Source organism: Bradyrhizobium sp. B124 (assembly GCF_038967635.1).
Lineage (GTDB): Bacteria > Pseudomonadota > Alphaproteobacteria > Rhizobiales > Xanthobacteraceae > Bradyrhizobium.
Genome location: NZ_CP152413.1, coordinates 5681013 through 5704310 on the forward strand (window position 1 = coordinate 5681013; position 23298 = coordinate 5704310).

Sequence of the window (23298 nt, forward strand, 5' to 3'; positions counted from 1 at the left end):
TCCATCGAAATTGAACGCGTAGCGACAATGACTTGGCCGCGCACCCCACGTTGAGTGCTGCGAGAAATATGGGGGCTGCGGCGCACCCGGCCCGCACGGCAATTGTTTCTGGTTGTGTCGAGCGATAACTGCAACGGGTGAGTGCTGTACTTCACAACCTCGAAAGCGTACGCACGTCAAGGATGTGAATCGTGATGATACAGCTCATGGTTCCGCCTGTGGCGATCGCGCAACAGATCGCTGCAAATCGTCTCAAGCTTGAACGGAGCAGATCAGCCGACGCTGAGAGCGGGGCAGGGGGTCACAGGTGGCGTGAGGCCGGGGGGTCGGGTTCGCGCCGAGGTTGGAGTAAGGGCATGGTTTCATCGCGGCTCGCGGCGATCCTGTCGTGCACTTTGGGTGGCGGCTATCTTCTATCGGTATCGCAGGCGTTTGCCGCCTGCGATAGTCTTGCGCCGGCGAGCGGTCAGACGGTGACCTGCTCGACCGCAGCGCCGAATCCCTCGCCCGCTGGCGTGCAGGCCGCAGCCGGCAGCTCGAACGTCACCGTGAACGTGCTGCAGGGCGCCGGCATCACGCCGGGCGCCGGTGCGACCGCGATCGGCCTTGTCTCCCGCAGCACCGCCACCAACAACGGCACGCTGACCATCAGCGGCGGCGGCACCGGAATCTTCGGCAGCGGCGACGGCAATGTCTTCACCAATGCTACGTCGGGCGTGATCACGACCACCGGCGCCGGCAGCAATGCCATCGCTGCCAGCAGCAATGGCAACACGCTGATCAACAACGGCACGATCACGACCCAGAACGGCACCTCGCGCGGGCTTGCCATCACCGGTCTCACACAGCACAACAACAATACGCTGATCAATACCGGGACCATCACCACCCAGGGCCCGCAGTCGCACGGCCTCTATGTGCAGACCGGCGACAGCAACACCTTCACCAATAGCGGCACCATCACCACGGCCGGCGCCGGTGCGCGTGCGATCTTCTCCGCCGGACAATTCATGACCATCACCAACACCGGCACGCTGCTGACGACCGGCGGCGATGCCGGCGGCACCGCCAACAACACCGTCTTCATGCAAGGCAATGCCGCCGTCCTGCGCAACAGCGGCACTATCGAGGCGCGTGGCGTCAACGCCGACGGCGTGTTCTCCAACACGGCCGGTTCGTCGTTCACCGCCCGAATCGAGAACCTCGCCGGCGGCAAGATCATCAGCCAGAACGGGCCCGCGATCCGCACGCTCAACGGCGCCACCACCATCGTCAATGCCGGCCTGATCGCCGGCAACAGCGGCACGGCGCTCGCGGGCGGCGGCGGCGCGGTGACGATGATCCTGCAAACCGGCTCGCAGATATCAGGCCTTGCCGATGGCGGCGGCGGCAACAACCAGGTGCGGCTGCAAGGCAGCGGCACGGCCGACAATGCGTTCGCGCGATTCCAGACGCTGACGATGGAAGGCAGTGACTGGACCTGGGCCGGCACCGGCACCTTCGCCAACACCTTCATCAACAGCGGTTCGCTGACGCTGCAGACCTCGCTGACCGGCAATGTGTCGATTGCGGCGGGCACCAGCCTGCTGGCCGGTAACGGCGCGAACCCGTCGATCACGTCGTTTCCGGGCGGGCCGCCGATCACCGTCACCAACGCCGGCGTCATCAATCTCACCAATGGCGGCGCCACCGCAGCGAACAGCCTGACGATCGCGGGCAACTATGTCGGCGCTGGCGGCGGGCTCTATCTGCGCACCGTGCTCGGCGGCGACGGTTCGCCGTCGGATCGCCTCGTCATCTCCGGCGGCAATGCGTCGGGCTCGACCGCGGTGACCGTTACCAATGCCGGCGGCGCGGGCGCGCTGACCACCGCTGATGGCATCATGGTGGTGCAAGCTGTCAACGGCGGCAGCACGGCCGCCGGCGCATTCGGCCTCTCCAACGCCGTCGTGGCCGGTGCGCACGAATATCTGCTGTTTCGCGGTGGCGTCTCCGCCGGCAGCGCCGACAATTGGTATCTGCGCTCGCAGCTGTTGCCCGGCACATCGTCGCCGGCGCCGCCGGCTGCACCCGCACCAACGCCGCCGGCATCGCCCAATGTGGTGCCGCCGCCCGCGATGCTGCCCGCCGAGGATCTGTCGTCGCTGACGCCGCCGCCGGCAGGCGCCGCGCCGGTCGAGCTCTACCGCGAGGAAGTCGCGGTCTATTCGGCATTGCCGCAGGTCGCGCAGAAGCTCGGGCTCGCAACGCTCGGCACCTTCCATCAGCGCCAAGGCGATCAGGCCATGCTGACCATTGGCGGCGAACAGCCGGCGGCGTGGGCGCGCGCGTACGGTTCGCACAGCGCGCAGAGCTGGGCCGGCACGGTCAGTCCGTCCTTCGACGGCACCATGGCCGGCGTACAAGTCGGGGTCGACATCCTGCGCTTTGAGCCCGCGCCCGGGCATCATGATCGCGCGGGCTTGTTCTACGCGTATGGCTGGGCCAGCGGCACCATCAACGGCTTCGCGCTCGGCATGAACAACGTCCGCACCGGCACGCTCTCGATCGATAGCCAGAATGTCGGCGGCTACTGGACCCATATCGGCCCCTCAGGCTGGTACGTCGACGCCGTGCTGATGGGCAGCTTCTACGGTGCAAGCCCGCAGTCGGATCGTCAGGTCGGCGCGCTTGTGTCGGGCACTGGCGTCGCCGCGTCGCTGGAGGCCGGCGTGCCGCTACAGCTGAACCGCTTTCTCGCGATCGAGCCGCAGGCGCAACTGATCTGGCAGCGCCAGTCGTTCGACAGCTTCAACGACATCTTCTCGAGCGTCGCGCCCGGCAGCGCCGATACGCTGACCGGCCGGCTCGGCGTGCGCGTTCCCGCGACCTTCAGCGTCGGCACCGCCGAACTGCGCCCCTATCTCGAGGCCAATCTCTGGCACACGGCCGCGAACGACCGCAGCATCGCCTTTGCGACCACCGACCTGATCGGCGTGCAGAGCCGCGGCACCGCCGTCGAGATTGGCGCCGGCGTTATCGCGCAGCTCAATCGCACGATCAGCGCCTATGCGAGCGCGGGCTACACGACGTCGGTGGACAGCACCCGCCGTGACGACATCACCGGCCGGTTCGGGCTGCGCGTCAGCTGGCAATAATGGCGCGCCTGCGTGAGCGCTGTGGACTGCCCAAGCCATTGTCTCCGCTGCACAATGGCGCTAAACCCTGAACCATCTGTGCGTGCACGATGAGGTTCGCGTTGCCGGCGCTCCGCCCTTGATGGGCTTTGACGCCGAGACGCAAGCCAAAGGCTTGGACAACGAGGCTTGATGCACGCTCGCCTGTCGGGGAATTGAACGATAGCTTGTCCCGAGAGCGATTCGACGAGGTTTTTGACAGCATGACCATCCGCCTGCATCGCGGCGACCTGCCTGATCTGTCCCGCTATACCGATTCCGTGGCAATCGACACCGAGACCATGGGACTGCATCCGCACCGTGACCGGCTCTGCGTGGTGCAGATGTCGAACGGTGACGGCACCGCCGACGTGATCCAGATTCCGAAGGGGCACACCGACTCGCCGAACCTGAAGGCGCTGCTCGCGAATCCTGCGATCACCAAGATCTTCCATTTCGCGCGGTTCGACGTCGCGGTGCTCTACAACACGTTCGGCGTGATGCCGGCGCCGGTCTATTGCACCAAGATCGCCTCGCGCCTGTCGCGCACCTATACCGATCGTCATGGCCTGAAGGATCTGGTGCGCGAAGTGCTGAACGTCGAATTGTCGAAGCAGCAGCAGTCGAGCGACTGGGGTGCGCAAAGCCTGAGCGAGGCCCAGCTCGCCTATGCCGCTTCCGACGTGCTGCATTTGCATGCGTTGCGCGACAAGTTGAATGTGATGCTGGCGCGCGAGGGACGGACCGATCTCGCGAAGGCTTGCTTCGATTTCCTGCCGACGCGCGCCAGGCTCGATCTCGACGGCTGGGAGGCCGAGGACATCTTCGCCCATTCCTGATTTCGCCCGTTCATGATGGGCGCCGAATTCGTCGCGGCAGGGCCGGTTCCGCCCCGTTTCGGCCAAACTGTTCACGCGTGGTCCGCCTTGAAGTCGGCTTGGGGGGCGCGACGCGAGGTCCGGGCTGCATATTCGGGCGGCTCCGGCTAGAATAGGGGCAATTCCGCGCCTCTGGAGCTCAGGTGAACTCGGTTCAGAATCCAGCCCAGCATCCCGGCTATGTCACGGGCCTCGAGGCGCGCTTTGCCGCCGCCGCGCGGCACAGCCGCATGGTGCGGATCCTGCGCATCGCGGTGCCTGCGGTGGTCGGGCTGTCGATGGCCTCGATCATCTTCGTCTCGGTCTACAATCCATTCCGCGAGATGATCCCCAAGCTGCCGGTCGAGATGGATAACCTCGTCGTGTCCGGCACCAAGATCACGATGGAATCGCCGCATATCGCCGGCTTCTCGGCCGACGGCCGGCCCTATGAAATGTGGGCCAAGGCGGCGATCCAGGACGTCACCGATCCCGATCATGTCGAGCTGAAGACGATCCGCGCCAAGGTGGCGCAGCAGGATCAGTCGACGGTGACGATGGATGCGCGCACCGGCTTCTTCGACAACAAGAAGCAGCTGCTCGACCTGCGCCAGGATATCTTCCTGCAGTCGTCCACCGGTTATGAGGCCAAGCTGACGCAGGCCTTTGTCGACATCAACAAGGGCAACGTGTCGTCGGACGAGCATGTCGACGTCAAGCTGCTCGAAGGCACGCTGACCGCCGACCGCCTCAGGATCTACAACAGCGGCGAGCTCGTGCGGTTCGAAGGCAATGTCGTGATGAATCTGGACAAGCTCGGCGACAACAATCCGAGCCCGCCCGCCGAGCCCGCGCCACCTCCGCCGCCACCGAAGCCGCGCAAGTCCGCCAACCCGAAATGAATTTGATGATGAGACGTTTTCCGCACGGCATCGCAATTGCGGCCTTTCTGCTCACGCTGTTCGCAGCCGGCGCTGCGTCCGCGCAGGGCTCGATGAGTGGCGTTCCCAACGCCATGCAGGGCTTTTCGCAGAACCGCGACCAGCCGATCCAGATCGAGGCCGCCTCGCTCGAAATGCGCGACAAGAAGAAAGAGGCGACCTTCGCCGGCAATGTGAAGGTCGTGCAGGGCGACACCACCATGACCTCGAAGGTGCTGGTGGTGTTCTACGAGGACAAGTCGACGCCGGCGCCGGCGCCGACCACGGGCAGCACCAAGGCTGCCGCCACGTCAAAGGGCGCGCCGATCCAATCGGCGACCCCGGGACCCGGCGGCGCGTCCTCGATCAAGCGGCTGGAGGCGAAGGGCAATGTCGTCGTCACCCAGAAGGATCAGGTCGTCACCGGCGAGACCGCGATCTTCGACACCAAGACCAACCTGATCACCATGCTCGGCGGTGGCGGCGGCCAGGTGGTGCTGACCCAGTGCCAGAACGTGCTGCGCGGCGACCGCCTGCTGGTCGACATGACCACCGGTGTCTCGCGGGTGGAATCCGACAGCGGCAAGGTGCAGGGCCTGTTCATCCAGTCGCAGGGCGGACAGAACGGCAAGGGCGGCTGCGGCACGCCGGCGGCCCCCGGCGCGGCCCCTGCAGCCCCGTCGCCGCTTCAACTGCTTCCGGGCAGCAAGTCGAAATAGGCCTCCCAAAGTAAGCTTCACGTAAGGTGAAGTAGAATCAATAAGTTAGATAATATTTTGCGGCCGCGAGGTTGAAGCGCGCGGGGCGAGACTGTATCTACTCCAGCGGCCCGGCCGGACGATGTGCCTTTGAGGGGGAGTTATGTTGGCCGGGACAGGGGCATCCATTCATTCAAGGCGCGGGTGATCGCGCTTTGCCGTGTTGTTTGAGCATGATCTCCGCGCAGGCGCGTCCGCTTTTGTCGCGAAGGAATGTCGGTATCCAGTTTTCCGGCTCATGCTGGCGCCTTGGCGTGCGAATCGATCGGTCCGCAGGCAAGGTCGCGGGATCACCGTGAAAGGCTGAAGCGAAGCGGGGATGGTGGATTTTCTCGGCATGTTCCGGCGGCGCCCTGCGAAACGCAGTTCCGGATTTGCGCGCGCGCATAACGATATCACGGCGCTCGGCGACCAGTTCGGCGAGATGCTGACGTCACCGGTGCGCGACGCGCCGCCGATGGCGCGCGCCGCTCCGGTTCCCGCCGTCGAGCTGCCGCGATCCCAGCCCGCAGCCGCACCCGCCCCGGCGCGGGCGAGGCCGGCCAGGCACAACGCCGCTTCTGCGCCGCAGCTCATCAAGCGGCCGGGCTATCTGGCTGTGCATAGCGTGGAAAAGAGTTTTGGCAGCCGCCAGGTCGTGCGCGGCGTCAGCATCTATGTGCGCCGCGGCGAGGCGGTCGGCCTGCTCGGGCCGAACGGCGCCGGCAAGACCACCGTGTTCTACATGATCACCGGCCTGATCAAGGCCGATCGCGGCGCGATCGAGCTCGACGGCCACGACGTCACCAAGCTGCCGATGTATCAGCGCGCGCGGCTCGGCATCGGCTATCTGCCGCAGGAAGCCTCGATCTTCCGCGGCCTGACGGTCGAGCAGAACATCCGCGCGGTGCTCGAGGTCGTCGAGCCCTCGAAGAAGAAGCGCGAGCACGAGCTGGATTCGCTGCTCGACGAGTTCAACATCACGCGGCTGCGCAAGAGCCCGTCGATCGCGCTGTCCGGCGGCGAGCGCCGCCGCGTCGAGATCGCGCGCGCGCTGGCGACGCGCCCGAACTACATGCTGCTCGACGAGCCGTTCGCCGGCATCGACCCGATCGCGGTCGGCGACATCCAGGACCTCGTCCGCCATCTCACCAACCGCGGCATCGGCGTGCTCATCACCGACCACAACGTCCGCGAGACGCTCGGCCTGACCGACCGCGCCTATATCGTCTATGCCGGTGAGATCTTGACTGAGGGAAGCCCGGAGGAGATCGTTAATGATCCGGATGTACGCCGGCTTTACCTTGGCGAGGAATTCCGCCTCTAGCCCAAATTTTGCATCCGTCAAGCCGTGTACATCCCAAGCGGACTAAGATAAGCAAGAATCGAGCCAATTTTTGGGATCGATCTTGCCTCCATGGCGCTAACGCAAAGACTAGAGTTCCGCCAGTCGCAGTCGCTGGTGATGACGCCGCAGCTGATGCAGGCGATCAAGCTGCTGCAACTGTCGAACCTGGATCTGTCGGCCTTTGTCGAGGAAGAGCTGGAGCGCAACCCGCTGCTCGAGCGGGCCGCCGACGGGCCGGAACCGCCGGTGGCGGGCGAGCCGGCGATGGAGCGGCCGGACTACGGCGATTCCGACGGTTCCTCAAGCTACGGAGACGAGGGCGAGGCGTCCGACATGGCCGCGAGCTCAGGCGGCGAAACCGCCTTTGAGCCCGGCCAGGAGGAATGGCTGAACCGCGACCTCGGCACCCGCGCCGAGATCGAGCAGACGCTCGATACCGGGCTCGACAACGTGTTCTCCGAAGAGCCGGCCGAAGCCGCCGCGCGCGCCGCGCAGGACGCAGCCCCGTCGGTCTACACCGAATGGGGCGGTGGCGCCTCCAGCGACGACGAATACAATCTCGAAGCCTTCGTGGCCGCCGAGCTGACGCTCGCCGACCACCTCGCCGAACAGCTCGCGGTGGCGTTCTCGGCGCCCGCGCAGCGCATGATCGGGCAGTATCTGATCGACCTGGTCGACGACGCCGGCTACCTGCCGGCCGATCTCGGCCAGGCCGCCGAGCGCCTCGGAGCGTCGCAGCAGGCGGTCGACGAGGTCGTCGCGGTGCTCCAGAAGTTCGATCCGCCGGGCGTCTGCGCGCGAAATCTGAGCGAGTGCCTGGCGATCCAGCTGCGCGAGCTCGATCGCTACGATCCGGCGATGCAGGCGCTGGTCGAGCATCTCGATCTGCTCGCCAAGCGCGACATCGCGGCCTTGCGAAAGCTGTGCGGCGTCGACGACGAAGACATCACCGACATGATCGCGGAGATCCGCCGGCTCGATCCGAAGCCGGGGCTGAAGTTCGGCACGGCGCGGACGCAGACCATGGTGCCCGACGTCTATGTGCGTCCGGGTCCCGACGGCGGCTGGCATGTCGAGCTCAACAGCGACACTCTGCCGCGCGTCCTGGTCAACCAGACCTATTACTCTGAGCTGTCGAAGACGATCCGCAAGGACGGTGACAAGTCGTATTTCACCGACTGCCTGCAGAACGCGACCTGGCTGGTCCGCGCGCTCGATCAGCGCGCCCGCACCATCCTGAAGGTCGCAACCGAAATCGTCCGCCAGCAGGACGGATTCTTCACCTATGGCGTCGCGCACTTGCGGCCGCTCAATCTGAAGGCGGTGGCGGATGCGATCCAGATGCATGAATCGACGGTGTCGCGCGTCACCGCCAACAAATACATGGCGACCAATCGCGGCAGTTTTGAATTGAAGTATTTTTTCACCGCGTCGATCGCCTCCGCCGACGGCGGCGAGGCGCATTCGGCCGAAGCGGTGCGTCACCACATCAAGCAGTTGATCGACGGCGAGGCGCCGTCGGCGATCCTGTCCGACGACACGATCGTGGAACGTTTGCGCGCTTCAGGCATTGATATCGCCCGCCGCACCGTCGCGAAGTACCGCGAGGCGATGCGGATACCATCCTCGGTGCAGCGCCGCCGTGACAAACAGAGCATGCTCGGTAATGCCCTTTCGGCTCCTGCCTCCTCGCCCGACCGCTCGCGCGATACAGCCCCCGTTTAGGTTACTTCTTGAGTACGACCCCGTCCGAGTACGGGCAGGATCATGCCCTCGTTGCGTTCGCGTCAAATCGCGATAGTCTCAATCTTTCCTGGCGACGCGTCGTCCAGCAAGGGAGGTGACCGGAAGCCCAGCAAACATCATGCTCCTGCAAGAGTGATCGAGGCATCCAGCAATTGAGGCATCAAATGACCCTTCGAATCTCGGGAAAGAGCATCAGCATCGGCGAGGCGCTTCGCGCGCGCGTCAGCGAGCGCACCGACGAGGTCCTGCGAAAGTATTTTGATGGCAACTATTCCGGTCACATCACGCTGAGCAAGGATGGCTTCGGCTTCCGAACTGACTGCTCGCTGCATCTGGATTCCGGCATCATGCTGGAAGCCGAATCCAACGCCGCCGATGCCTATGCCAGCGCCGATGCCGCGCTCCTGATGATCGAGAAGCGCCTGCGCCGCTACAAGAGCCGGCTCAAGGACCGCTCGGCCCGCAAGACCTACACCGCGAACGCTGCGTTTGCCGAATTGAACGGCGTCGGGCTCGACGCGCCGAGCTACGTCATCGAGGCGCCCGAGAACGAGGACGAGGTCACCGAATACAGCCCGGTGATCATTGCCGAGGCAACCACCGCGCTGAAGCGGCTGTCGGTCAGCGAAGCCGTCATGGAGCTCGATCTGACCGGCGCCTCCTGCCTGGTATTCCAGCATGGCGGCAGTGGCCGGTTGAACATCATATACCGCCGTACGGACGGCAATGTCGGCTGGGTCGATCCGCCGGCGGTGAGCCCCTGAGGATAGTTGGCCCATGGCATTGACGTCCGAAGCCAGCCCTGCTTATGGTCCGCCGCCTCCAGGAATAAGGGGGCGGAACAGGGTTCGCAGGTGTTGGCACCGCCGATACGTTGGAGTAGAAGCCCTGCCAGCTGGACCCGGGCTAAGCCCGCATCCCACCTCAACTTCTTGACGCCGCCGCTGTAAAGCCTATTTCGCAACCTGACGGTTCATTCACCTCGGAACGTCCCAATGCCGATTACCGATTTGGTCGCACCCGAGGCGATTCTCCCGGCTTTGAAAGTCATCAGCAAGAAGCAGGCGCTGCAGGAACTCGCCGCGCGCGCTTCGGCTTTGACCGGGCAGAACGAACGCGCGGTGTTCGAAGTGCTGCTGCAGCGCGAGAAGCTCGGCACCACGGCCGTCGGCTATGGCGTCGCCATTCCGCACGGCAAGCTGCCCAAGCTGGAAAAGCTGTTCGGCTTCTTCGCTCGCCTCGAGCGCCCGATCGATTTCGAGGCGATGGATGGCCAGCCGGTCGATCTGATCTTCCTGCTGCTGGCACCGGAAGGTGCCGGCGCCGATCACCTCAAGGCGCTGGCGCGCATCGCCCGCCTGCTGCGCGACCAGGACGTCGCCAAGAAGCTGCGTGCCTCGCGCGACGCGCAGGCGATCTACTCGGTGCTCGCGCTGCCGCCGGCGAGCGCGGCGTAATCACTCGGCGCGCGATTATCTTCTGAGCAGTTGTCGGCTGTTGCGCGCTTGCGCATCGGCAATATGCGTCGCAATCAGGTCCGTAGCCCGGATGAAGCGAAGCGCAATCCGGGAATCTCGCCGTCGGTACGGATCCCGGATTTCGCTGCGCTCCATCCGGGCTACGAAACGCTTGCAGCGTCTCAGCAGATCGTCGGCAGCAGACGGCGGACTTCGTCGAGCAGATCGGGGATCGCCTTCTCGTCGCTGGCGAGGTGCCTGAGCAGCGCGCTCTGGAACAGGCCGTCGAATAGCGCGTAGAGCGCAGCCGGAGACGATGCCGGCTTCCTGTTGCCCAACTCTGCGTAGCGCGTGGCGATGCGCCAGATCATCGCCTCCAGGCTCTTGTCGATCTCGAGCACGTCCTTGCGAAACGCGGGCTCGAACATCGCCTGCGAGCGCAGATCGTACCAGAGCCGGTGCATGCGGGCTTCGTCCTGCAACGTCGCCGCGAGCTTGGCGAGGAAGCCTTCGGTCAATTCGTCGCGGCTTCGTGCCATCGTCACCACCTCGTCGTAGCGCGTGACGCATTTCGCCTTGTAGTGACGGACGCAGCAGCAGATCAGATCGAGCTTGTCGCTGAAGTAGTAGTGAAACACGCCGTGCGTGAAGGCGGAGTTCTGCGCGATCTCGCGCAGGCTGGTGCGCGCGAAGCCGAGTTCGCCGAGCGTTTCCAGCGCGGCCTCCGCAAGCTCGACGCGTCGTGCGTTGAACTTCTCGTCGCGCAGCGTCTCGGCCGCCACCGCCACGCGTTGGGCCGCTCCCGTCGCTTGCCGCGCCATCTCGTGCCTTTCCTGTCTCTTCCCTGCAGCAACTTATACCGCGCGAACCGCAGCGCGCTCCATCTCTTCACAATCATCCTCTTTGACACTTGTCAAATTCAGGCTTGACAAGTGTCAAGTTCCTGGACGAGGGTTGGCCCAATAATTTGGACAACCGTCAAGACGGCTGACCTAACGACATCAGGAGGAAATGCACTGCCGGGCGCGCCATCGCTGCGCCCTGCTGACGCCGGCCGTGACCACCAATGCGCACAGAATGCGCAAGGCCGCCGGGCGTGCTGTCGATCGCCAAAGCACCGATCAATCACAAGCAAAGGGAGGACTACGTCATGAGTGCGAAGAGCCTTGAAGGCAGGAAAGCCCTGGTCACCGGCGGCGCCCGGGGGATTGGCGCGGCGATCGCGCAGGCGCTGGCGCGCTCCGGCGCCGCGGTCATGATCGGTGATATTCTCGACGATGCCGGCAAGGCCAGCGCCGCCGAGATCGCCAAGGCCGGGGTGAAGACCGGCTTCGTCAAGCTCGACGTCACCGACGATGCGCAATGGGAGCGGGCCGTCGCCGCAACGGTCGAAACCCTCGGCGGTTACGACATCCTGATCAACAATGCCGGCATCGAGATCACCTCGCTGGTCGCCGACATCAAGGCTGAGGACGCGCGCCGCATGTGCGACGTCAACATCGTCGGCACCGTGCTCGGCATGAAGCACGCCTTCCGTGCGATGCGGCCGGGCGGAGCCGCGGGCAAGGGCGGCGCAGTCGTCAACATCGCCTCGGTCGCAGCGACGATCGCCTTTCCGAGCATCGCCGTCTACTCCGGCACGAAATCCGCCGTCGATCGCATGACGCGGGTCGGCGCGATGGAAGCCGGCAAGCTCGGCTATGGGGTGCGGGTGAATTGCATCTATCCCGGCCTGATCCCGACCGACATGGGCCTGCAGCTCGCCAATGACATCGTGAAGATCGGTCTCGCGCCCGACGTCAATGCCGCCGTCGGCTCCGTGGTGGAGCAGACGCCGCTCGGCAAGCTCGCCGAGGTCTCCGACATCGCCGACGCCGCGGTGTTCCTGTGCTCGAACGAGGCCCGCTTCATCACCGGCATCGGCCTGCCGGTCGATGGCGGCATGGGCATGTAGCAACGAAGCCGACAACAAGCATTTCGGAGGATCGCAATGAGCGAGAAGAAGCCCGTCATCGTCTATGGCGCTTCCGGCTACACCGGCCGGCTGGTCTGCGAATATCTGCGCGAGTACAACATCCCCTTCATCGCCGCCGGTCGCAGCGGCGAGAAGCTCAATGCCGCGATGAAGTCGAACGTGGCCGGCATCGAGACCGCCGACTACGAGGTGGTGACGGTGCCGCACACCGCGGCGGCGCTGACCGAATTGTTCAAGGGCGCCTCGGTCGTGCTCAACACCGTGGGTCCGTTCGCCAAGTTCGGCAACGAGGTGGTGCAGGCCTGCCTGGCTGCCAAGTGTCACTACACCGACACGACAGGCGAGCAGGACTGGCTGATCACGCTCGAACAGGAGTTTGGCACGAAGTTCGCCAGTGCCGGCCTGCTGCTGGCGCCGGGCATCGCGCAGATGTACACCACCGGCGAGATCGCCGCGCAGCTGTGCCTGGAGACGCCCGGCCTCGACACCCTGGACATCGCCGTGTTCTGGGGCGGCAGCCCGACCATCGCCTCGACGCAGACCATCCTGGTCAACGCCGCGATGGCCAAGGCCTACTACCTGGAGCAGAACAAGTACGTCGAGCATCAGCCGGATGCCGGCCTCTACAACCTCGCCATCCCCGGCCAGCACGAGCTGGCGCTGGCGCTGCCCTGGGGCGGCACCTCGCACCCGGTGTGGTTCAAGCGCGATCCGCGCGTGGCCAACGTGAAGGTGCTGGGCGGCGTGTTCAACCGCGCGCTGATGCTGGGCGTGCCGCAAATCGTCGCCGCGGCGCTGGAGGCGACCAAGGACATGAAGCCCGACGAGCGCTACGCCGCGCTGGCGCAGACCGCGGCCGGCGTGATGAACACCATGCCGCCGCGCGAGAACCCGCGCGTCAACAAGTCGTTGGATTCGGTGTATGCCTCCGGCCCGCTGGGGCGCGCGCACTGCGTCATCTACGGCAACAGCAACTACAAGCAGACCGGCATGCTGCAGGCCTTTGCCGCGGCGTACCTGCTGCAGCAGCCGCCCAAGCGCGTGGGCTTCGCCTCCGCCTGCCAGGCGTTCGGCCATCACGAGCTGCTCGGGCAATTGCGCAGTTTCGGCCTGGTCGGCAAGCCGGTCCTGACCGTGCACGATTGAGCTTGGGCCCCGATTGGCTCGGGGCCCAACACTCCGTTCCCTGAAGCGTTTTCGTCAGGCGGACCGATATCCAATCTGCTCGAAAACGCCGCCTCCGCGGGTGACGCAGTAGCGCGTCACCCGCCTCTTGCGCGAGACCTGCCATGCGCTTCATCGATTATCTCGACAAGGGTGCCTCGCTCGGCGCCGACGCGCCGTGCCTTACCATGGACGGGCGCGACCTCAGCTATGGCGAGGTGCAGCGGCTGAGCTACCGGATCGCGCGCGGGCTCGAGCGGTCGGGCATCGCGCCCGGCGAGAAGGTCGCGATCCTGTCCGGCAACGATCCGCTCGCGTTCGCCTGCGTGTTCGGCATCTCGCGCGCCGCCGCGGTGTGGTGCCCGATCAATCCGCGCAACGAGGCGACCGAGAACAAGTTCATCCTCGACCAGTTCGATTGCAGCCTGCTGCTGTTTCATTCGAGCTTCGCGCCGATGGTCGAAGCCGTCAGGCAGGATCTGCCCAAGCTGCGCGCGCTGGTCTGCCTCGATACCGAGCTGCCATTCGCGCCGTCATTCGACCGCTGGCTCGGCGAGCTCGCCGATGATGTCTATCAGCGAGAGACGATCGACGATCTCGCGATGATCCCGGGCACCGGTGGCACCACCGGGAAGCCGAAGGGCGTGATGCTTTCGGGGCGCAACATCGAGGCGATGACCGCGTTGACCCTGATGGGTTACCCGTTCAAGGGCCGTCCGATCTATCTGGCGCTGGCGCCGCTGACCCATGCCGCCGGCGTGCTTTGTTTTCCGATCATGACGTTGGGCGGCCGCGTCGTGATCATGCATCACCCTGACATCGGCGAGTTCCTCGCGCTGATCGAGCGTTATCGCGTCACGCATACCTTCCTGCCGCCTACCGTGATCTACATGCTGCTCGACCATCCCGGGCTCGATGCGGCCGATCGAAGCTCGCTGCAATGCTTCTGGTACGGCGCGGCACCGATCTCGGCGACGCGGCTCGCCGAGGCCCTGAAACGGATCGGGCCGATGGCCCAGCTGTTCGGCCAGACCGAGGCGCCGATGATGATCTCGATGATGGCGCCCGCCGATCACTACAATGCAGACGGCACCATCGCGATGGAGCGCCTTGCCTCCGCCGGGCGGATCGGTCCGCTGGTGCAGGCCGGCATCATGGATGGCGACGGCAAGCTGTTGCCCGCCGGATCGCGCGGCGAGATCGTGGTGCGCGGTTCGCTTGTCATGGAGGGCTACTACAAGAACCCGGAGGCCACGCGTGAGGCCTCGGCGCATGGTTGGCACCACACCGGCGATATCGGCTACATCGACGGCGACGGTTATCTCTACATCGTCGACCGCGCCAAGGACATGATCATCACCGGCGGCTTCAACGTCTACTCGATCGAGGTCGAGAACGCGTTGCGCGCCCACGAGGCGGTGCAGGATTGTGCCGTGATCGGGCTGCCCGACGACAAATGGGGCGAGCGCATCGTCGCGGTGGTGCAGCCGCGCGCCGGCCAGACCGTCGATGCGACGGCGCTGGCCGCGTTCGTCAAGCAGCAGGTCGGCAGCATCAAGACGCCGAAGCAGATTGAGGTCTGGGACGATCTGCCGCGTTCCAAGGTCGGCAAGGTGCTGAAGCCGGACATCCGCGCGCGCTTGACGGAGCGTTCAGGCGGCTAGAGCCTATCCCGTTCCGATTGAATCGGAACGGGGCTCTAGATTCTTGTTTTGACGCGTTTTCTTCACGCGAACCGGTATCCACTTCGCTCGAAAACGCTCTAGGCGGCGCTTGATGGTGACGCTGTGGACCTGACGCTGTTGCCGCATCAGGTTTTAAACGCTCGCTATTCGCCGGCTTTGAGCGTAGAGTCGCGTCATCACCGCCCATCCACGGCATCCACCGGTGACTGAGGGTAACGTAGGGCTCCCGCCAACAGATGAGGAGCATACGTGTCTGGGTTTCGTCTGGCCGATTGGATCGTGCCGCCGGTGATCGTTCCCCTGTTTCTTTTGCTCCTGGTGGCCGCTGCCGCCGTCTTGCATGGATAAGGCACCTCAACGATGAATTCGTCAGTGCCGGCGTTTGGCCACGCCAGGCCGACGCTTGATGCGACCGGCAACGCGCAAGCGCGCAGTCGGCGCACAACCAAAATCACGAAATGCTCAGTGTGATGATCGCCCGGAAAGGCACCTGTATGAGAACGCTGCTATTCGCCGCGGTTGCGGCCGGCCTGCTTGCACAAGGCGCGCTCGCCGCAGAACCGGCCTGCCACAAGATCGAAGGCACGGTCGGTCGTCTCGCCTGCTACGATGCCGCGTTCCCTCCGACGGTCAAGAAGCCTCCGGCCATCGATAGCAACGCGCCGCGATCCGAATACAAGGACCCGTTGATCGCGGAAGATGCCCGCGTTGCGGCGAAGCTGAAGAATATCTGCCGCGGCTGCTGAGATCTGCGACCACGCGCACGGGAGCGGGAGACAGCGAGGGCGATCGATGGTTTCGTCATATGCCCTGTCCGACGCGTTTCCAGCTTCGGCGCGATCAAGATTTCCGCGCCCGTTGTGACGACAAACGCTGCGTGCGGCGTTCGCCGCCGGCGTCAACCGCGTCTCTTGGCAGCACAAAGGAGCCTTCATGGCCCGCGAAACGACCTACGTCGTGCAGGCATTCAACGCCGGCAAGGGTGGGCATCTGAAGCCCGACTCTCCAATCGTCTGCAAGACGGCAAATGGCGCGCTGCGAACGGCAGAGCGCCTGGCGTTGAGCAAGCTCGCCGTCGTCGCATTCTCGTCCACCGGCGACCCCGAAATGGGCGACTATGATGATGAGCCCATGGTCTTCTTCCGGAAGGGTGAGCTTCCGGCCAATTTCGGCTGAATCCCTGGTTGCGAGTGAGCAGGTACGTACGGGAGGACCTAGATGAGCGAGCGACTTGAAACACTGAAGAAGGCCCGCGATCGCATGATCGAGGACAGGGACGCACACGCGAAAGTGCTGGCCGCTCCGTTCGATCGTGACAAGGCGGAGCGGGCCCGCAGCAAGTTCGTCGAAGTGCAGGCGCTGGTTGAAGCCTTGGACCGCGCCATCAGCGCGGAGGACTCCGCTACAGCAAGGGACTAAAGCCGGAAACCGCACGCGGCTGACGGAGCGCCAGCTCGCGATCGGCGTTCACCTCTTGCCGTATTCGGTGAAAACGTAATCGCGGTTTTGCACCACGGTGTGGCAGGCATAGCCGCACTTCGCGTCGTTCTCCTGTGGCGGATTGTCCGTCGTGGTGGCCGGCCTGAACACATCCGACGCCGCATCATACTCGAACGCGCCGTATCCCCATCCGCCGCTGTCTGCGAACCGCTTGCTGTCCTTCACCATGAAGTCGACGTCGTGCTGCGTACCCGGCACCGTCGGCTGACCGGGATACGCCTCCTGCTTTTTCGGGATCCAATGGATCTTCGCCATCCTGGCGCCGTCCGGAAACGGCTTGCTATTGCCGGGCACGCCCTCGCGGTAGGCACCGATCATCGCCGGATTGCCCAGGATCACGGCGATGACGCCTTCGTTCTCGCTGATCGCGATCACCGACCAGTCCTCGTATCCCCTGAACTCGGAGAACGCGAGCCCACCGGGCACTTGCAGACTGTATTTGTCCTGCGCGGAAATCGCGACACCGGTCGCGAGGACGGAAATCGAAACCGAAGCAACGAGATTGATCAGCGAGCTCTTCCGCATGGTCGTATCTCCCTCAATCGATTTGGCGGCGGATATTCTCTTGCTGGAAATTCCTCTTATCGCGTTGCCTTCTCCGAGGCCCAAGGCTGCGCGGACCGTTGGTCGCGGGAACGAATTACAGCATGGAATGGCGCGGAGCGAAATGGGGCCGCTGCCATGGTCCGCGGCCCGAAGCCACGGCGTGAGCACCTATTGACAACCGTCCCATCGCGCCAGAAGACTCAAGGGTCATCGTCGTGCATCCGACCCCAGGGGATTCCGATGTCCCTCGACTTTCGCTTCCATCGCACTCCCGTCGACGTTCTCGCTTACGAGCTCGCCGAGGAGAAGGCCTCCGCGCTCGGACGCATGGGCCGCGCGCTGGAGCAGGCTCTCGCTAGATTGCGCGAGTTCGATGCCGCTCATCCGCGCGCTGAAGCACCGACATCCGCCCAACAGGCGCGGCGCATCCTGGTGCGGGAAGCTGGCCATGCGCTCTGGATGTTCGTGGTGCAGCGGGAAGCGTGCGGCATGCGCGACAGCCGCGCGATCATGCGCACCTACAGCGTGCCCGGCGAAGTGCAGCACTGCATGGGGCCGATGCTCGCCACATCGACCGCATCGCCATAAAGGCGCGGACTGCCACCGCGCTGCAGCAGTCGTCGACGAGCATGTTCGACGGCCAGTGCCACAGACCAAGGTCGAATTTACCGGGCGGACCAAAGGACTAGATTTCGGATTGCAAGACCGTGTCATGAAGGGATGTCGTACTCCCGCGATGGCGATCGGTTAGGCCGCGCGCGATCCAGGACCGGCTTCCTTGAGGCCTGCATGGGCACGCCCCGCGATTTGCGGCCCTGCCCCAACCAAACAAATAACCGGGCATCGATACCACCGTCCACTGCCGTGGACGGGGGACGAAACGCATTCCAGATGGCCCGAACATGTCGGGCCAGGGAGATGTACAATGACGACATTGGACATTGTAGTCGCCCCGCTCCCGGAAGCCGAGCATCAGGCGCAATTGCGGCGCGCATTGATTGCCAGCACGGTAGGCACCACCATCGAATGGTACGACTTTCTGCTTTACAGCACGGTGACCGGCCTGGTCTTCGGCAAGCTGTTCTTTCCCAAGTCCGATCCTTTGGTCGGCGTGCTGGAGGCCTTCGCCATCTACACGGTGGGCTTCATCGCGCGGCCGATCGGTGCCGCGATCTTCGGCCACTTCGGCGATCGCATCGGCCGCAAGGCGACGCTGATCGCCACGCTGCTGTTGACCGGGATCGCCACCGCGGCGGTCGGCCTCGTCCCCACCTATGACCAGATCGGCATCTGGGGCGCCGTCATCCTGACCGTCATCCGTTTCCTCCAGGGTGTCGGCGTCGGCGGCGAGTGGGGTGGTTCGGTGCTGCTCTCGATGGAGTGGGCGCGAACCAACAAGCACCGTGGCTTCATCACCTCGTGGCCGCAGCTCGGCGGCCCCGCCGGGTTGCTGCTGGCAAATATCGCGGTGCTGGTGTTCAGCCGAATCTCCGGCGACCAGTTTCTGGTCTGGGGCTGGCGCATTCCGTTCCTGCTCAGCCTCGTGATGATCGCGATCGGGCTCTACATCCGGCTCGGCATCATGGAGACGCCGACGTTCCGGCGGATCGTGGCCGAGAATCGCGTCGCGCGCGTTCCGGTGATCGAGGTGATCAGGAGGCAGCCGCGGTCGATCATTCTCGCAGCGCTGGCGCGGATGGCCGAACAGGCGCCGGCCTACATCTATCTCGCCTTTGTGTTCGCCTACGGCACCCAGGTCATCCACCAAGACCGCGACTTCCTGCTGATCTGCCTGATCTGTGCCGGTCTCGTTTCACTCGTCACCATCCCGCTGGCCGGGCACCTGTCGGATCGCATCGGGCGCAAGCGGATGTATCTGATCGGCTCGGTCCTGACCGGGTTGTTCGGCTTCGTCTATTTCGGCCTGCTGAACACCGCAGCGCCGGCGCTGATCTTCATCGCCATCGTGCTGTCATTCGTGCCGCACGACCTGATGTATGGTCCGCAAGCGGCGCTGATCGCCGAATGCTTCACGCCGCGGCTGCGCTACAGCGGCTGCTCGATCGGCTACCAGCTCTCCTCGGTCATCTCAGGCGGACCGGCACCGTTGATCGCCACTGCGCTGCTGGCCGCCACCGGCTCCGGCTACGTGATCGCGCTCTACATTCTGTTCTGCGCGGTGGTCAGCATTGTCGCGACCGCGATGATGCCCGACTACACCAACAAGGACATTTCGGAGGAGCACGACAGGCCCTGATGGAGTGATCCAAACGACGTCCGCAAAAAAATGCGCGGGCCGCCTCGATCGGTGTCGAGGCGTGCCCGCGCATTGAACTCGCGGATGCTGAATTAGCCGTGCGCTAGTGCACGCTGACGGCCTGCAGCTCGTTGCTCCAGGCGTTCGCGATCGCGGCTTCGCGGCTGTCGGTCAGCATGATCGGCGTGCCGTCGGCGGCATGCAATGCGAACAGCTTGAGGCCCGGCGCGATCTTCGGCGCCTGCGGAAAGAGATCCGGCACGTCCTCGGAACGGACCTGCTTCACATAGGCGATATGGCCCTCGCCCAGATGGGCCAGCGCTTCCGGCGTGACGCTCTCGGATTGGAAGATGATATTCGCTTCACTCATGGTCTCGACTCCTCAGTCAGATAAGCGGTCGAGTCCGCTCGTTGTTTCTATTATTCGTGTTCATTGATAGCGATTGTCTTAACGACCCGTTCAGGTTCCGGCCTGGCCAGGTCGATCGACAACAACCCGTTCTTCAGATCCGCGCCCAGCACCTGCATCCCCTCCGCCAGCACGAAGGTGCGCTGGAAGTGGCGCGCGGCGATGCCGCGATGGATGTATTGCCGAGCCTTGTCGTCCTGCTGGCGGCCGCGGATGACGAGCTGATTTTCCTCAATAGTTACATCGAGTTGGTCGCGGGTGAAGCCCGCCACCGCCAACGTGATGCGCAACCGCTCGGGCTGCCCGTTGGTACGGTCGCACCGCTCGATATTGTACGGAGGATAGCCGTCAGCGCCCTTCACGACGCGGTCGAGCGCACGCTCGATCTCGTCGAATCCCAGAAGGAACGGACTGGACAACGATGGAACACGAGACATTACAAAGTCCTCTCGAAGCGACTTTGAGGGGCCCTTGCGGCACCCCATGCAACCGGCGGGCCGCTTGCCCGTCGGTCATAAGCCAATATGGGAGTGATCTGGATAGCGTTCAAGCGCTTCTGAAACCAGCGTAAATGCCGCCCGACGCATATCGGTTCTGATCAAATCAGGACCGATATATTCCACTTTTTGTTTTTGGGCGCGTTTTCTTCATGCGAACCGGTGTCCACTTCGCTCGAAAACGCGCCAGGATGGCCCCCGATCGTTCCTGATCGGTTACGGGCCGACGCGCTTGCGGCCGTCAGCGGTAAAAAGATGCAGTTTGTCGCGCGGCGCGACCGCCCGGATCTGCTCGCCGATCGCAGGCCCCGTGGCGCCGGGAACCCGGACGATCACCTCGCCCGGCGGCAGCTCGCCCGGATTGGCGGCGATGGCCCGTTCCTCGCGCTGGCGGCTGCCATAGACGAAGGTCTCGGCGCCGACATGCTCGATCGCCTCGACCGTCAGGCCGAGCGCGACGCCGCCGGATGCGGTCTCGCCGGTGATCACGAAATCCTCCGGCCGGATGCCGACGATGCCGGCACCATCGGCGCCCGCGATCTGGGATTGCAGCTCGTCCGAGCGCAGCGGCATCAGGTTCATCGGCGGGGCGCCGATGAAGGAGGCGACGAAGGTGGTCGCCGGCTTTTGATAAATCTCCAGCGGATTGCCGATCTGCTCGACCTGGCCGCCATTCATGACCACGAGGATGTCGGCGAGCGTCATCGCCTCGAGCTGGTCGTGGGTGACGTAGATCGAGGTGGTGTTGAGCCGGCGCTGCAGTTTGCGGATCTCGACCCGCATCGCGATGCGCAGCTTGGCGTCGAGGTTCGACAGCGGCTCGTCGAACAGGAAGACTTTCGGCTGCCGCACGATGGCGCGGCCCATCGCGACGCGCTGGCGCTGGCCGCCGGACAGCTGCCGCGGCTTGCGCTCCAGCATCGGCGAGAGCTCGAGCACGCGCGCGGCCTCCTCGACGCGGGTCTTGACCTCGGCTTCGGCCATGCCGCGGTTGCGCAGGCCGTAGGCCATGTTGTTGTAGACGCTCATATGCGGATAAAGCGCGTAGTTCTGGAACACCATCGCGATGTCGCGATCGGCGGGCTCGATCTGGTTGACGATGCGGCCGCCGATGTCGATCTCGCCGCCGGTGATGGTCTCGAGCCCCGCGACCATGCGCAGCAGCGTGGACTTGCCGCAGCCGCTTGGGCCGACCAGCACGCAGAACTGGCCGTCGCCGACGTCGACATCGACGCCCTTGATGGCCTCGAAGCCGCCGGGATAGGTCTTGCGGACGCTGCGCAGCGTGACGTTAGCCATTACTTTTCCGTCTCCACCAATCCGCGCACGAACAGTTTCTGCATCACGACGACGACGAACACCGGCGGCAGCATCGCGAGCAGCGCGGTCGCCATCACGACGGGCCATTCGGTCAGCGCGTCGGTCGTGGTGATCATCTTGCGGATGCCGACCTGGATGGTCTGCATGTCGTCGCGCGTGGTGATCAAAAGCGGCCAGAGATACTGATTCCAGCCGAGGATGAACAGGATCACGAACAGCGCGGCCATGTTGGTGCGCGACAGCGGCAGCAGCGTATCCCAGAAGAAGCGGAACGGGCCCGCGCCGTCGATGCGCGAGGCCTCCAGCAATTCATCCGGCACGGTCATGAAGAACTGCCGGAACAGCAGCGTTGCGGTGGCCGAGGCGATCAGCGGCAGCGACAGGCCGGCATAGCTGTCGAGCAGATGCAGGTCGGCGACGATCTTGTAGGTCGGATAGATGCGCACCTCGACCGGCAGCATCAAGGTGATGAAGATGATCCAGAAGATCGCCATCCGGAACGGAAATCGGAAATAGACGATCGCGTAGGCCGAGATGATCGAGATCGCAATTTTGCCGACCGCGATCAAGAGCGCCATGATCAGCGAGTTCAGCATCATGTTGAGCACCGGCTCGCGGGTCGAGCCGCTCGTGCCGACAAACAGCGTCTGGTAGTAGGTCTCGAAGAAGTGGCCGCCGGGCAACAGCGACATCTGGCCGTTGGCGATGACGGCGTTGTCCTGGGTCGAGGCGACGATCGCCAGATAGACCGGGAAGGCGACGATCGCGATCCCGATCCACAGGATGGCGTGAGCCAGATAGCGCTGGAAACCCTCCTCCTCGACCATCAGTAGGTCACCTTGCGTTCGACGAAGCGGAACTGGATGCCGGTCAGCACGATGACGATGACCATCAGGATGACCGACTGTGCCGCGGAGGAGCCGAGATTGCCGCCGAGCAGGCCATCGGTATAGACCTTGTAGACCAGCGTCTCGGTCGCCTTGCCGGGGCCGCCGCGGGTCATCGTGTCGATGATGCCGAAGGTGTCGAAGAAGGCGTATACGATGTTGATCACCAGCAGGAAGAAGATGGTCGGCGACAGCAGCGGGAAGATCACGGTCCAGAACCGCCGCATCGGGCGGGCGCCGTCGATCGCGGCGGCCTCGATCACGCTCTTCGGGATGCTCTGCAGCCCGGCGAGGAAGAACAGGAAATTGTAGGAGATCTGCTTCCAGGCCGCGGCGAGGATGATCAGGGCTGCGGCCTGGTCGCCGTCGAGCAGCGGATTCCAGTCAACGCCCATGGCGCGCAGATAGCGCGACAGCACACCGAGCGAGGGGTGCAGCATGAACACCCAGAGCACGCCGACCACCGGCGGGGCGACGGCGTACGGCCAGATCAGCAGCGTGCGGTACAGCGTCGAGCCGCGCAGCGGCTTGTCGGCCATCACCGCGAGCAGCAGCGCGAACGACAACGAGGACACCGCGATCGCAAGCGAGAACGCGAAGGTTCGGACGATGGCGGCGAAATAGGCCGGGTCCTTGAACAATTCGAGATAGTTCTCGAACCACACGAAGGTGGTCGAAAGGCCGAAGGCGTCCTGCAGCAGGAAGGATTGGATCACCGCCTGCGCGGCCGGCCAGTAGAAAAAGATCAGGACGATTGCGAGTTGCGGGGCAACCAGCGCGTAAGGCAACAGCTTTGACTGGAAAATCGCTTGCTTTTGCATGATCTCGGCAAAATGGC

Annotated in this window: 23 protein-coding genes; 16 read left to right on the forward strand and 7 right to left on the reverse strand. The window is 64.4% G+C overall.

Annotated elements, in window-relative coordinates; translation table 11 throughout:
* Positions 1–356: 356 nt before the first annotated feature.
* The 8 genes from AAFG13_RS27070 to ptsN all read left to right on the forward strand — a co-directional run bounded on the left by AAFG13_RS27070 (position 357) and on the right by ptsN (position 10220).
* Entirely contained in the window at positions 357–3137 is a 2781-nt protein-coding gene (locus AAFG13_RS27070; RefSeq protein ID WP_212312610.1) for an autotransporter outer membrane beta-barrel domain-containing protein, read from the forward strand.
* Positions 3138–3379: 242 nt separating this feature from the next.
* A complete protein-coding gene (locus AAFG13_RS27075) occupies positions 3380–3994 on the forward strand; it encodes a ribonuclease D (RefSeq protein WP_212312608.1) in 615 nt (204 codons plus the stop codon).
* Between the two features lie 182 nt (positions 3995–4176).
* Positions 4177–4914: an LPS export ABC transporter periplasmic protein LptC gene (gene lptC / locus AAFG13_RS27080; protein WP_342708731.1), complete on the forward strand. Its 738-nt coding sequence runs from the start codon at positions 4177–4179 to the stop codon at positions 4912–4914.
* Between the two features lie 8 nt (positions 4915–4922).
* Entirely contained in the window at positions 4923–5651 is a 729-nt protein-coding gene (locus AAFG13_RS27085) for an LptA/OstA family protein (protein ID WP_342708732.1), read from the forward strand.
* Positions 5652–6009: 358 nt separating this feature from the next.
* Positions 6010–6996 (forward strand): LPS export ABC transporter ATP-binding protein, encoded by a 987-nt coding sequence (gene lptB, locus AAFG13_RS27090; protein WP_212312602.1) that lies wholly within the window; start codon positions 6010–6012, stop codon positions 6994–6996.
* A gap of 90 nt (positions 6997–7086) precedes the next feature.
* Positions 7087–8742, forward strand: coding sequence for an RNA polymerase factor sigma-54 (gene rpoN / locus AAFG13_RS27095; RefSeq protein WP_342708733.1), 1656 nt, complete (start codon positions 7087–7089; stop codon positions 8740–8742).
* A 185-nt stretch (positions 8743–8927) separates the two neighbouring features.
* Entirely contained in the window at positions 8928–9527 is a 600-nt protein-coding gene (gene raiA, locus AAFG13_RS27100) for a ribosome-associated translation inhibitor RaiA (protein WP_092120840.1), read from the forward strand.
* A 231-nt stretch (positions 9528–9758) separates the two neighbouring features.
* Entirely contained in the window at positions 9759–10220 is a 462-nt protein-coding gene (gene ptsN / locus AAFG13_RS27105) for a PTS IIA-like nitrogen regulatory protein PtsN (RefSeq protein ID WP_029082506.1), read from the forward strand.
* 182 nt (positions 10221–10402) lie between these two features.
* Here the strand turns inward: ptsN and AAFG13_RS27110 are convergent, their stop codons facing one another.
* On the reverse strand, positions 10403–11041 hold the full coding sequence (locus AAFG13_RS27110; RefSeq protein ID WP_342708734.1) for a TetR/AcrR family transcriptional regulator: 639 nt from the start codon (positions 11039–11041) through the stop codon (positions 10403–10405).
* Between the two features lie 329 nt (positions 11042–11370).
* Between AAFG13_RS27110 and AAFG13_RS27115 the strand changes: the two genes are divergently transcribed.
* From AAFG13_RS27115 to AAFG13_RS27140, 6 genes are all read left to right on the forward strand, one after another.
* Positions 11371–12174 (forward strand): SDR family oxidoreductase, encoded by an 804-nt coding sequence (locus tag AAFG13_RS27115; protein WP_092120835.1) that lies wholly within the window; start codon positions 11371–11373, stop codon positions 12172–12174.
* Positions 12175–12210: 36 nt separating this feature from the next.
* Positions 12211–13341, forward strand: a complete 1131-nt coding sequence (locus AAFG13_RS27120) for a DUF5938 domain-containing protein (RefSeq protein ID WP_212312598.1) — start codon at positions 12211–12213, stop codon at positions 13339–13341.
* 143 nt (positions 13342–13484) lie between these two features.
* The gene (locus tag AAFG13_RS27125; protein WP_212312596.1) at positions 13485–15023 is read left to right on the forward strand and encodes an AMP-binding protein; all 1539 of its coding nucleotides are present in this window, start codon (positions 13485–13487) and stop codon (positions 15021–15023) included.
* 515 nt (positions 15024–15538) lie between these two features.
* Positions 15539–15790: a type VI secretion protein gene (locus tag AAFG13_RS27130; RefSeq protein WP_249132099.1), complete on the forward strand. Its 252-nt coding sequence runs from the start codon at positions 15539–15541 to the stop codon at positions 15788–15790.
* Between the two features lie 187 nt (positions 15791–15977).
* Entirely contained in the window at positions 15978–16220 is a 243-nt protein-coding gene (locus tag AAFG13_RS27135; protein WP_171947927.1) for a hypothetical protein, read from the forward strand.
* Positions 16221–16262: 42 nt separating this feature from the next.
* Positions 16263–16463, forward strand: a complete 201-nt coding sequence (locus AAFG13_RS27140; RefSeq protein ID WP_212312592.1) for a hypothetical protein — start codon at positions 16263–16265, stop codon at positions 16461–16463.
* A gap of 48 nt (positions 16464–16511) precedes the next feature.
* On the opposite strand, the gene AAFG13_RS27145 is transcribed toward AAFG13_RS27140, so the two are convergent.
* The gene (locus tag AAFG13_RS27145; RefSeq protein WP_342708735.1) at positions 16512–17069 is read right to left on the reverse strand and encodes a cytochrome P460 family protein; all 558 of its coding nucleotides are present in this window, start codon (positions 17067–17069) and stop codon (positions 16512–16514) included.
* A gap of 261 nt (positions 17070–17330) precedes the next feature.
* Here AAFG13_RS27145 and AAFG13_RS27150 point away from each other — a divergent pair, with 261 nt between their 5' ends.
* Together AAFG13_RS27150 and AAFG13_RS27155 are read left to right on the forward strand one after the other, a co-directional pair.
* Entirely contained in the window at positions 17331–17678 is a 348-nt protein-coding gene (locus AAFG13_RS27150; protein ID WP_342708736.1) for a DUF6665 family protein, read from the forward strand.
* 337 nt (positions 17679–18015) lie between these two features.
* Entirely contained in the window at positions 18016–19347 is a 1332-nt protein-coding gene (locus tag AAFG13_RS27155; protein ID WP_342708737.1) for an MFS transporter, read from the forward strand.
* A gap of 103 nt (positions 19348–19450) precedes the next feature.
* On the opposite strand, the gene AAFG13_RS27160 is transcribed toward AAFG13_RS27155, so the two are convergent.
* The 5 genes from AAFG13_RS27160 to ugpA all read right to left on the reverse strand — a co-directional run bounded on the left by AAFG13_RS27160 (position 19451) and on the right by ugpA (position 23281).
* Complete coding sequence (locus AAFG13_RS27160) at positions 19451–19717, reverse strand: DUF1150 domain-containing protein (RefSeq protein ID WP_176534635.1); 267 nt, start codon at positions 19715–19717, stop codon at positions 19451–19453.
* Positions 19718–19767: 50 nt separating this feature from the next.
* Positions 19768–20193: an Hsp20 family protein gene (locus tag AAFG13_RS27165; protein WP_092120814.1), complete on the reverse strand. Its 426-nt coding sequence runs from the start codon at positions 20191–20193 to the stop codon at positions 19768–19770.
* Positions 20194–20469: 276 nt separating this feature from the next.
* Positions 20470–21552 (reverse strand): sn-glycerol-3-phosphate import ATP-binding protein UgpC, encoded by a 1083-nt coding sequence (locus tag AAFG13_RS27170; RefSeq protein ID WP_342708738.1) that lies wholly within the window; start codon positions 21550–21552, stop codon positions 20470–20472.
* On the reverse strand, positions 21552–22400 hold the full coding sequence (gene ugpE, locus AAFG13_RS27175) for a sn-glycerol-3-phosphate ABC transporter permease UgpE (RefSeq protein WP_223971514.1): 849 nt from the start codon (positions 22398–22400) through the stop codon (positions 21552–21554). Before ugpE ends, AAFG13_RS27170 begins: the two co-directional genes overlap by 1 nt.
* Positions 22400–23281: a sn-glycerol-3-phosphate ABC transporter permease UgpA gene (gene ugpA / locus AAFG13_RS27180; protein WP_212312565.1), complete on the reverse strand. Its 882-nt coding sequence runs from the start codon at positions 23279–23281 to the stop codon at positions 22400–22402. The genes ugpE and ugpA overlap by 1 nt, the downstream gene beginning before the upstream one ends.
* Positions 23282–23298: the final 17 nt, after the last annotated feature.

What these genes read in the sequence shown, in the direction of transcription:
- rpoN (WP_342708733.1), top strand. Translation starts at nt 7,087, where the DNA reads ATGGCGCTAACGCAAAGACTAGAGTTCCGCCAGTCGCAGTCGCTGGTG.
- AAFG13_RS27170 (WP_342708738.1), bottom strand. Translation starts at nt 21,552, where the DNA reads ATGGCTAACGTCACGCTGCGCAGCGTCCGCAAGACCTATCCCGGCGGC.
- AAFG13_RS27145 (WP_342708735.1), bottom strand. Translation starts at nt 17,069, where the DNA reads ATGCGGAAGAGCTCGCTGATCAATCTCGTTGCTTCGGTTTCGATTTCC.
- AAFG13_RS27070 (WP_212312610.1), top strand. Translation starts at nt 357, where the DNA reads ATGGTTTCATCGCGGCTCGCGGCGATCCTGTCGTGCACTTTGGGTGGC.
- AAFG13_RS27120 (WP_212312598.1), top strand. Translation starts at nt 12,211, where the DNA reads ATGAGCGAGAAGAAGCCCGTCATCGTCTATGGCGCTTCCGGCTACACC.
- AAFG13_RS27115 (WP_092120835.1), top strand. Translation starts at nt 11,371, where the DNA reads ATGAGTGCGAAGAGCCTTGAAGGCAGGAAAGCCCTGGTCACCGGCGGC.
- ugpE (WP_223971514.1), bottom strand. Translation starts at nt 22,400, where the DNA reads ATGGTCGAGGAGGAGGGTTTCCAGCGCTATCTGGCTCACGCCATCCTG.
- AAFG13_RS27130 (WP_249132099.1), top strand. Translation starts at nt 15,539, where the DNA reads ATGAGAACGCTGCTATTCGCCGCGGTTGCGGCCGGCCTGCTTGCACAA.
- ptsN (WP_029082506.1), top strand. Translation starts at nt 9,759, where the DNA reads ATGCCGATTACCGATTTGGTCGCACCCGAGGCGATTCTCCCGGCTTTG.
- AAFG13_RS27135 (WP_171947927.1), top strand. Translation starts at nt 15,978, where the DNA reads ATGGCCCGCGAAACGACCTACGTCGTGCAGGCATTCAACGCCGGCAAG.
- AAFG13_RS27085 (WP_342708732.1), top strand. Translation starts at nt 4,923, where the DNA reads ATGAGACGTTTTCCGCACGGCATCGCAATTGCGGCCTTTCTGCTCACG.
- AAFG13_RS27140 (WP_212312592.1), top strand. Translation starts at nt 16,263, where the DNA reads ATGAGCGAGCGACTTGAAACACTGAAGAAGGCCCGCGATCGCATGATC.
- raiA (WP_092120840.1), top strand. Translation starts at nt 8,928, where the DNA reads ATGACCCTTCGAATCTCGGGAAAGAGCATCAGCATCGGCGAGGCGCTT.
- ugpA (WP_212312565.1), bottom strand. Translation starts at nt 23,281, where the DNA reads ATGCAAAAGCAAGCGATTTTCCAGTCAAAGCTGTTGCCTTACGCGCTG.
- lptB (WP_212312602.1), top strand. Translation starts at nt 6,010, where the DNA reads ATGGTGGATTTTCTCGGCATGTTCCGGCGGCGCCCTGCGAAACGCAGT.
- AAFG13_RS27155 (WP_342708737.1), top strand. Translation starts at nt 18,016, where the DNA reads ATGACGACATTGGACATTGTAGTCGCCCCGCTCCCGGAAGCCGAGCAT.
- AAFG13_RS27165 (WP_092120814.1), bottom strand. Translation starts at nt 20,193, where the DNA reads ATGTCTCGTGTTCCATCGTTGTCCAGTCCGTTCCTTCTGGGATTCGAC.
- AAFG13_RS27150 (WP_342708736.1), top strand. Translation starts at nt 17,331, where the DNA reads ATGTCCCTCGACTTTCGCTTCCATCGCACTCCCGTCGACGTTCTCGCT.
- AAFG13_RS27110 (WP_342708734.1), bottom strand. Translation starts at nt 11,041, where the DNA reads ATGGCGCGGCAAGCGACGGGAGCGGCCCAACGCGTGGCGGTGGCGGCC.
- AAFG13_RS27125 (WP_212312596.1), top strand. Translation starts at nt 13,485, where the DNA reads ATGCGCTTCATCGATTATCTCGACAAGGGTGCCTCGCTCGGCGCCGAC.
- AAFG13_RS27160 (WP_176534635.1), bottom strand. Translation starts at nt 19,717, where the DNA reads ATGAGTGAAGCGAATATCATCTTCCAATCCGAGAGCGTCACGCCGGAA.
- AAFG13_RS27075 (WP_212312608.1), top strand. Translation starts at nt 3,380, where the DNA reads ATGACCATCCGCCTGCATCGCGGCGACCTGCCTGATCTGTCCCGCTAT.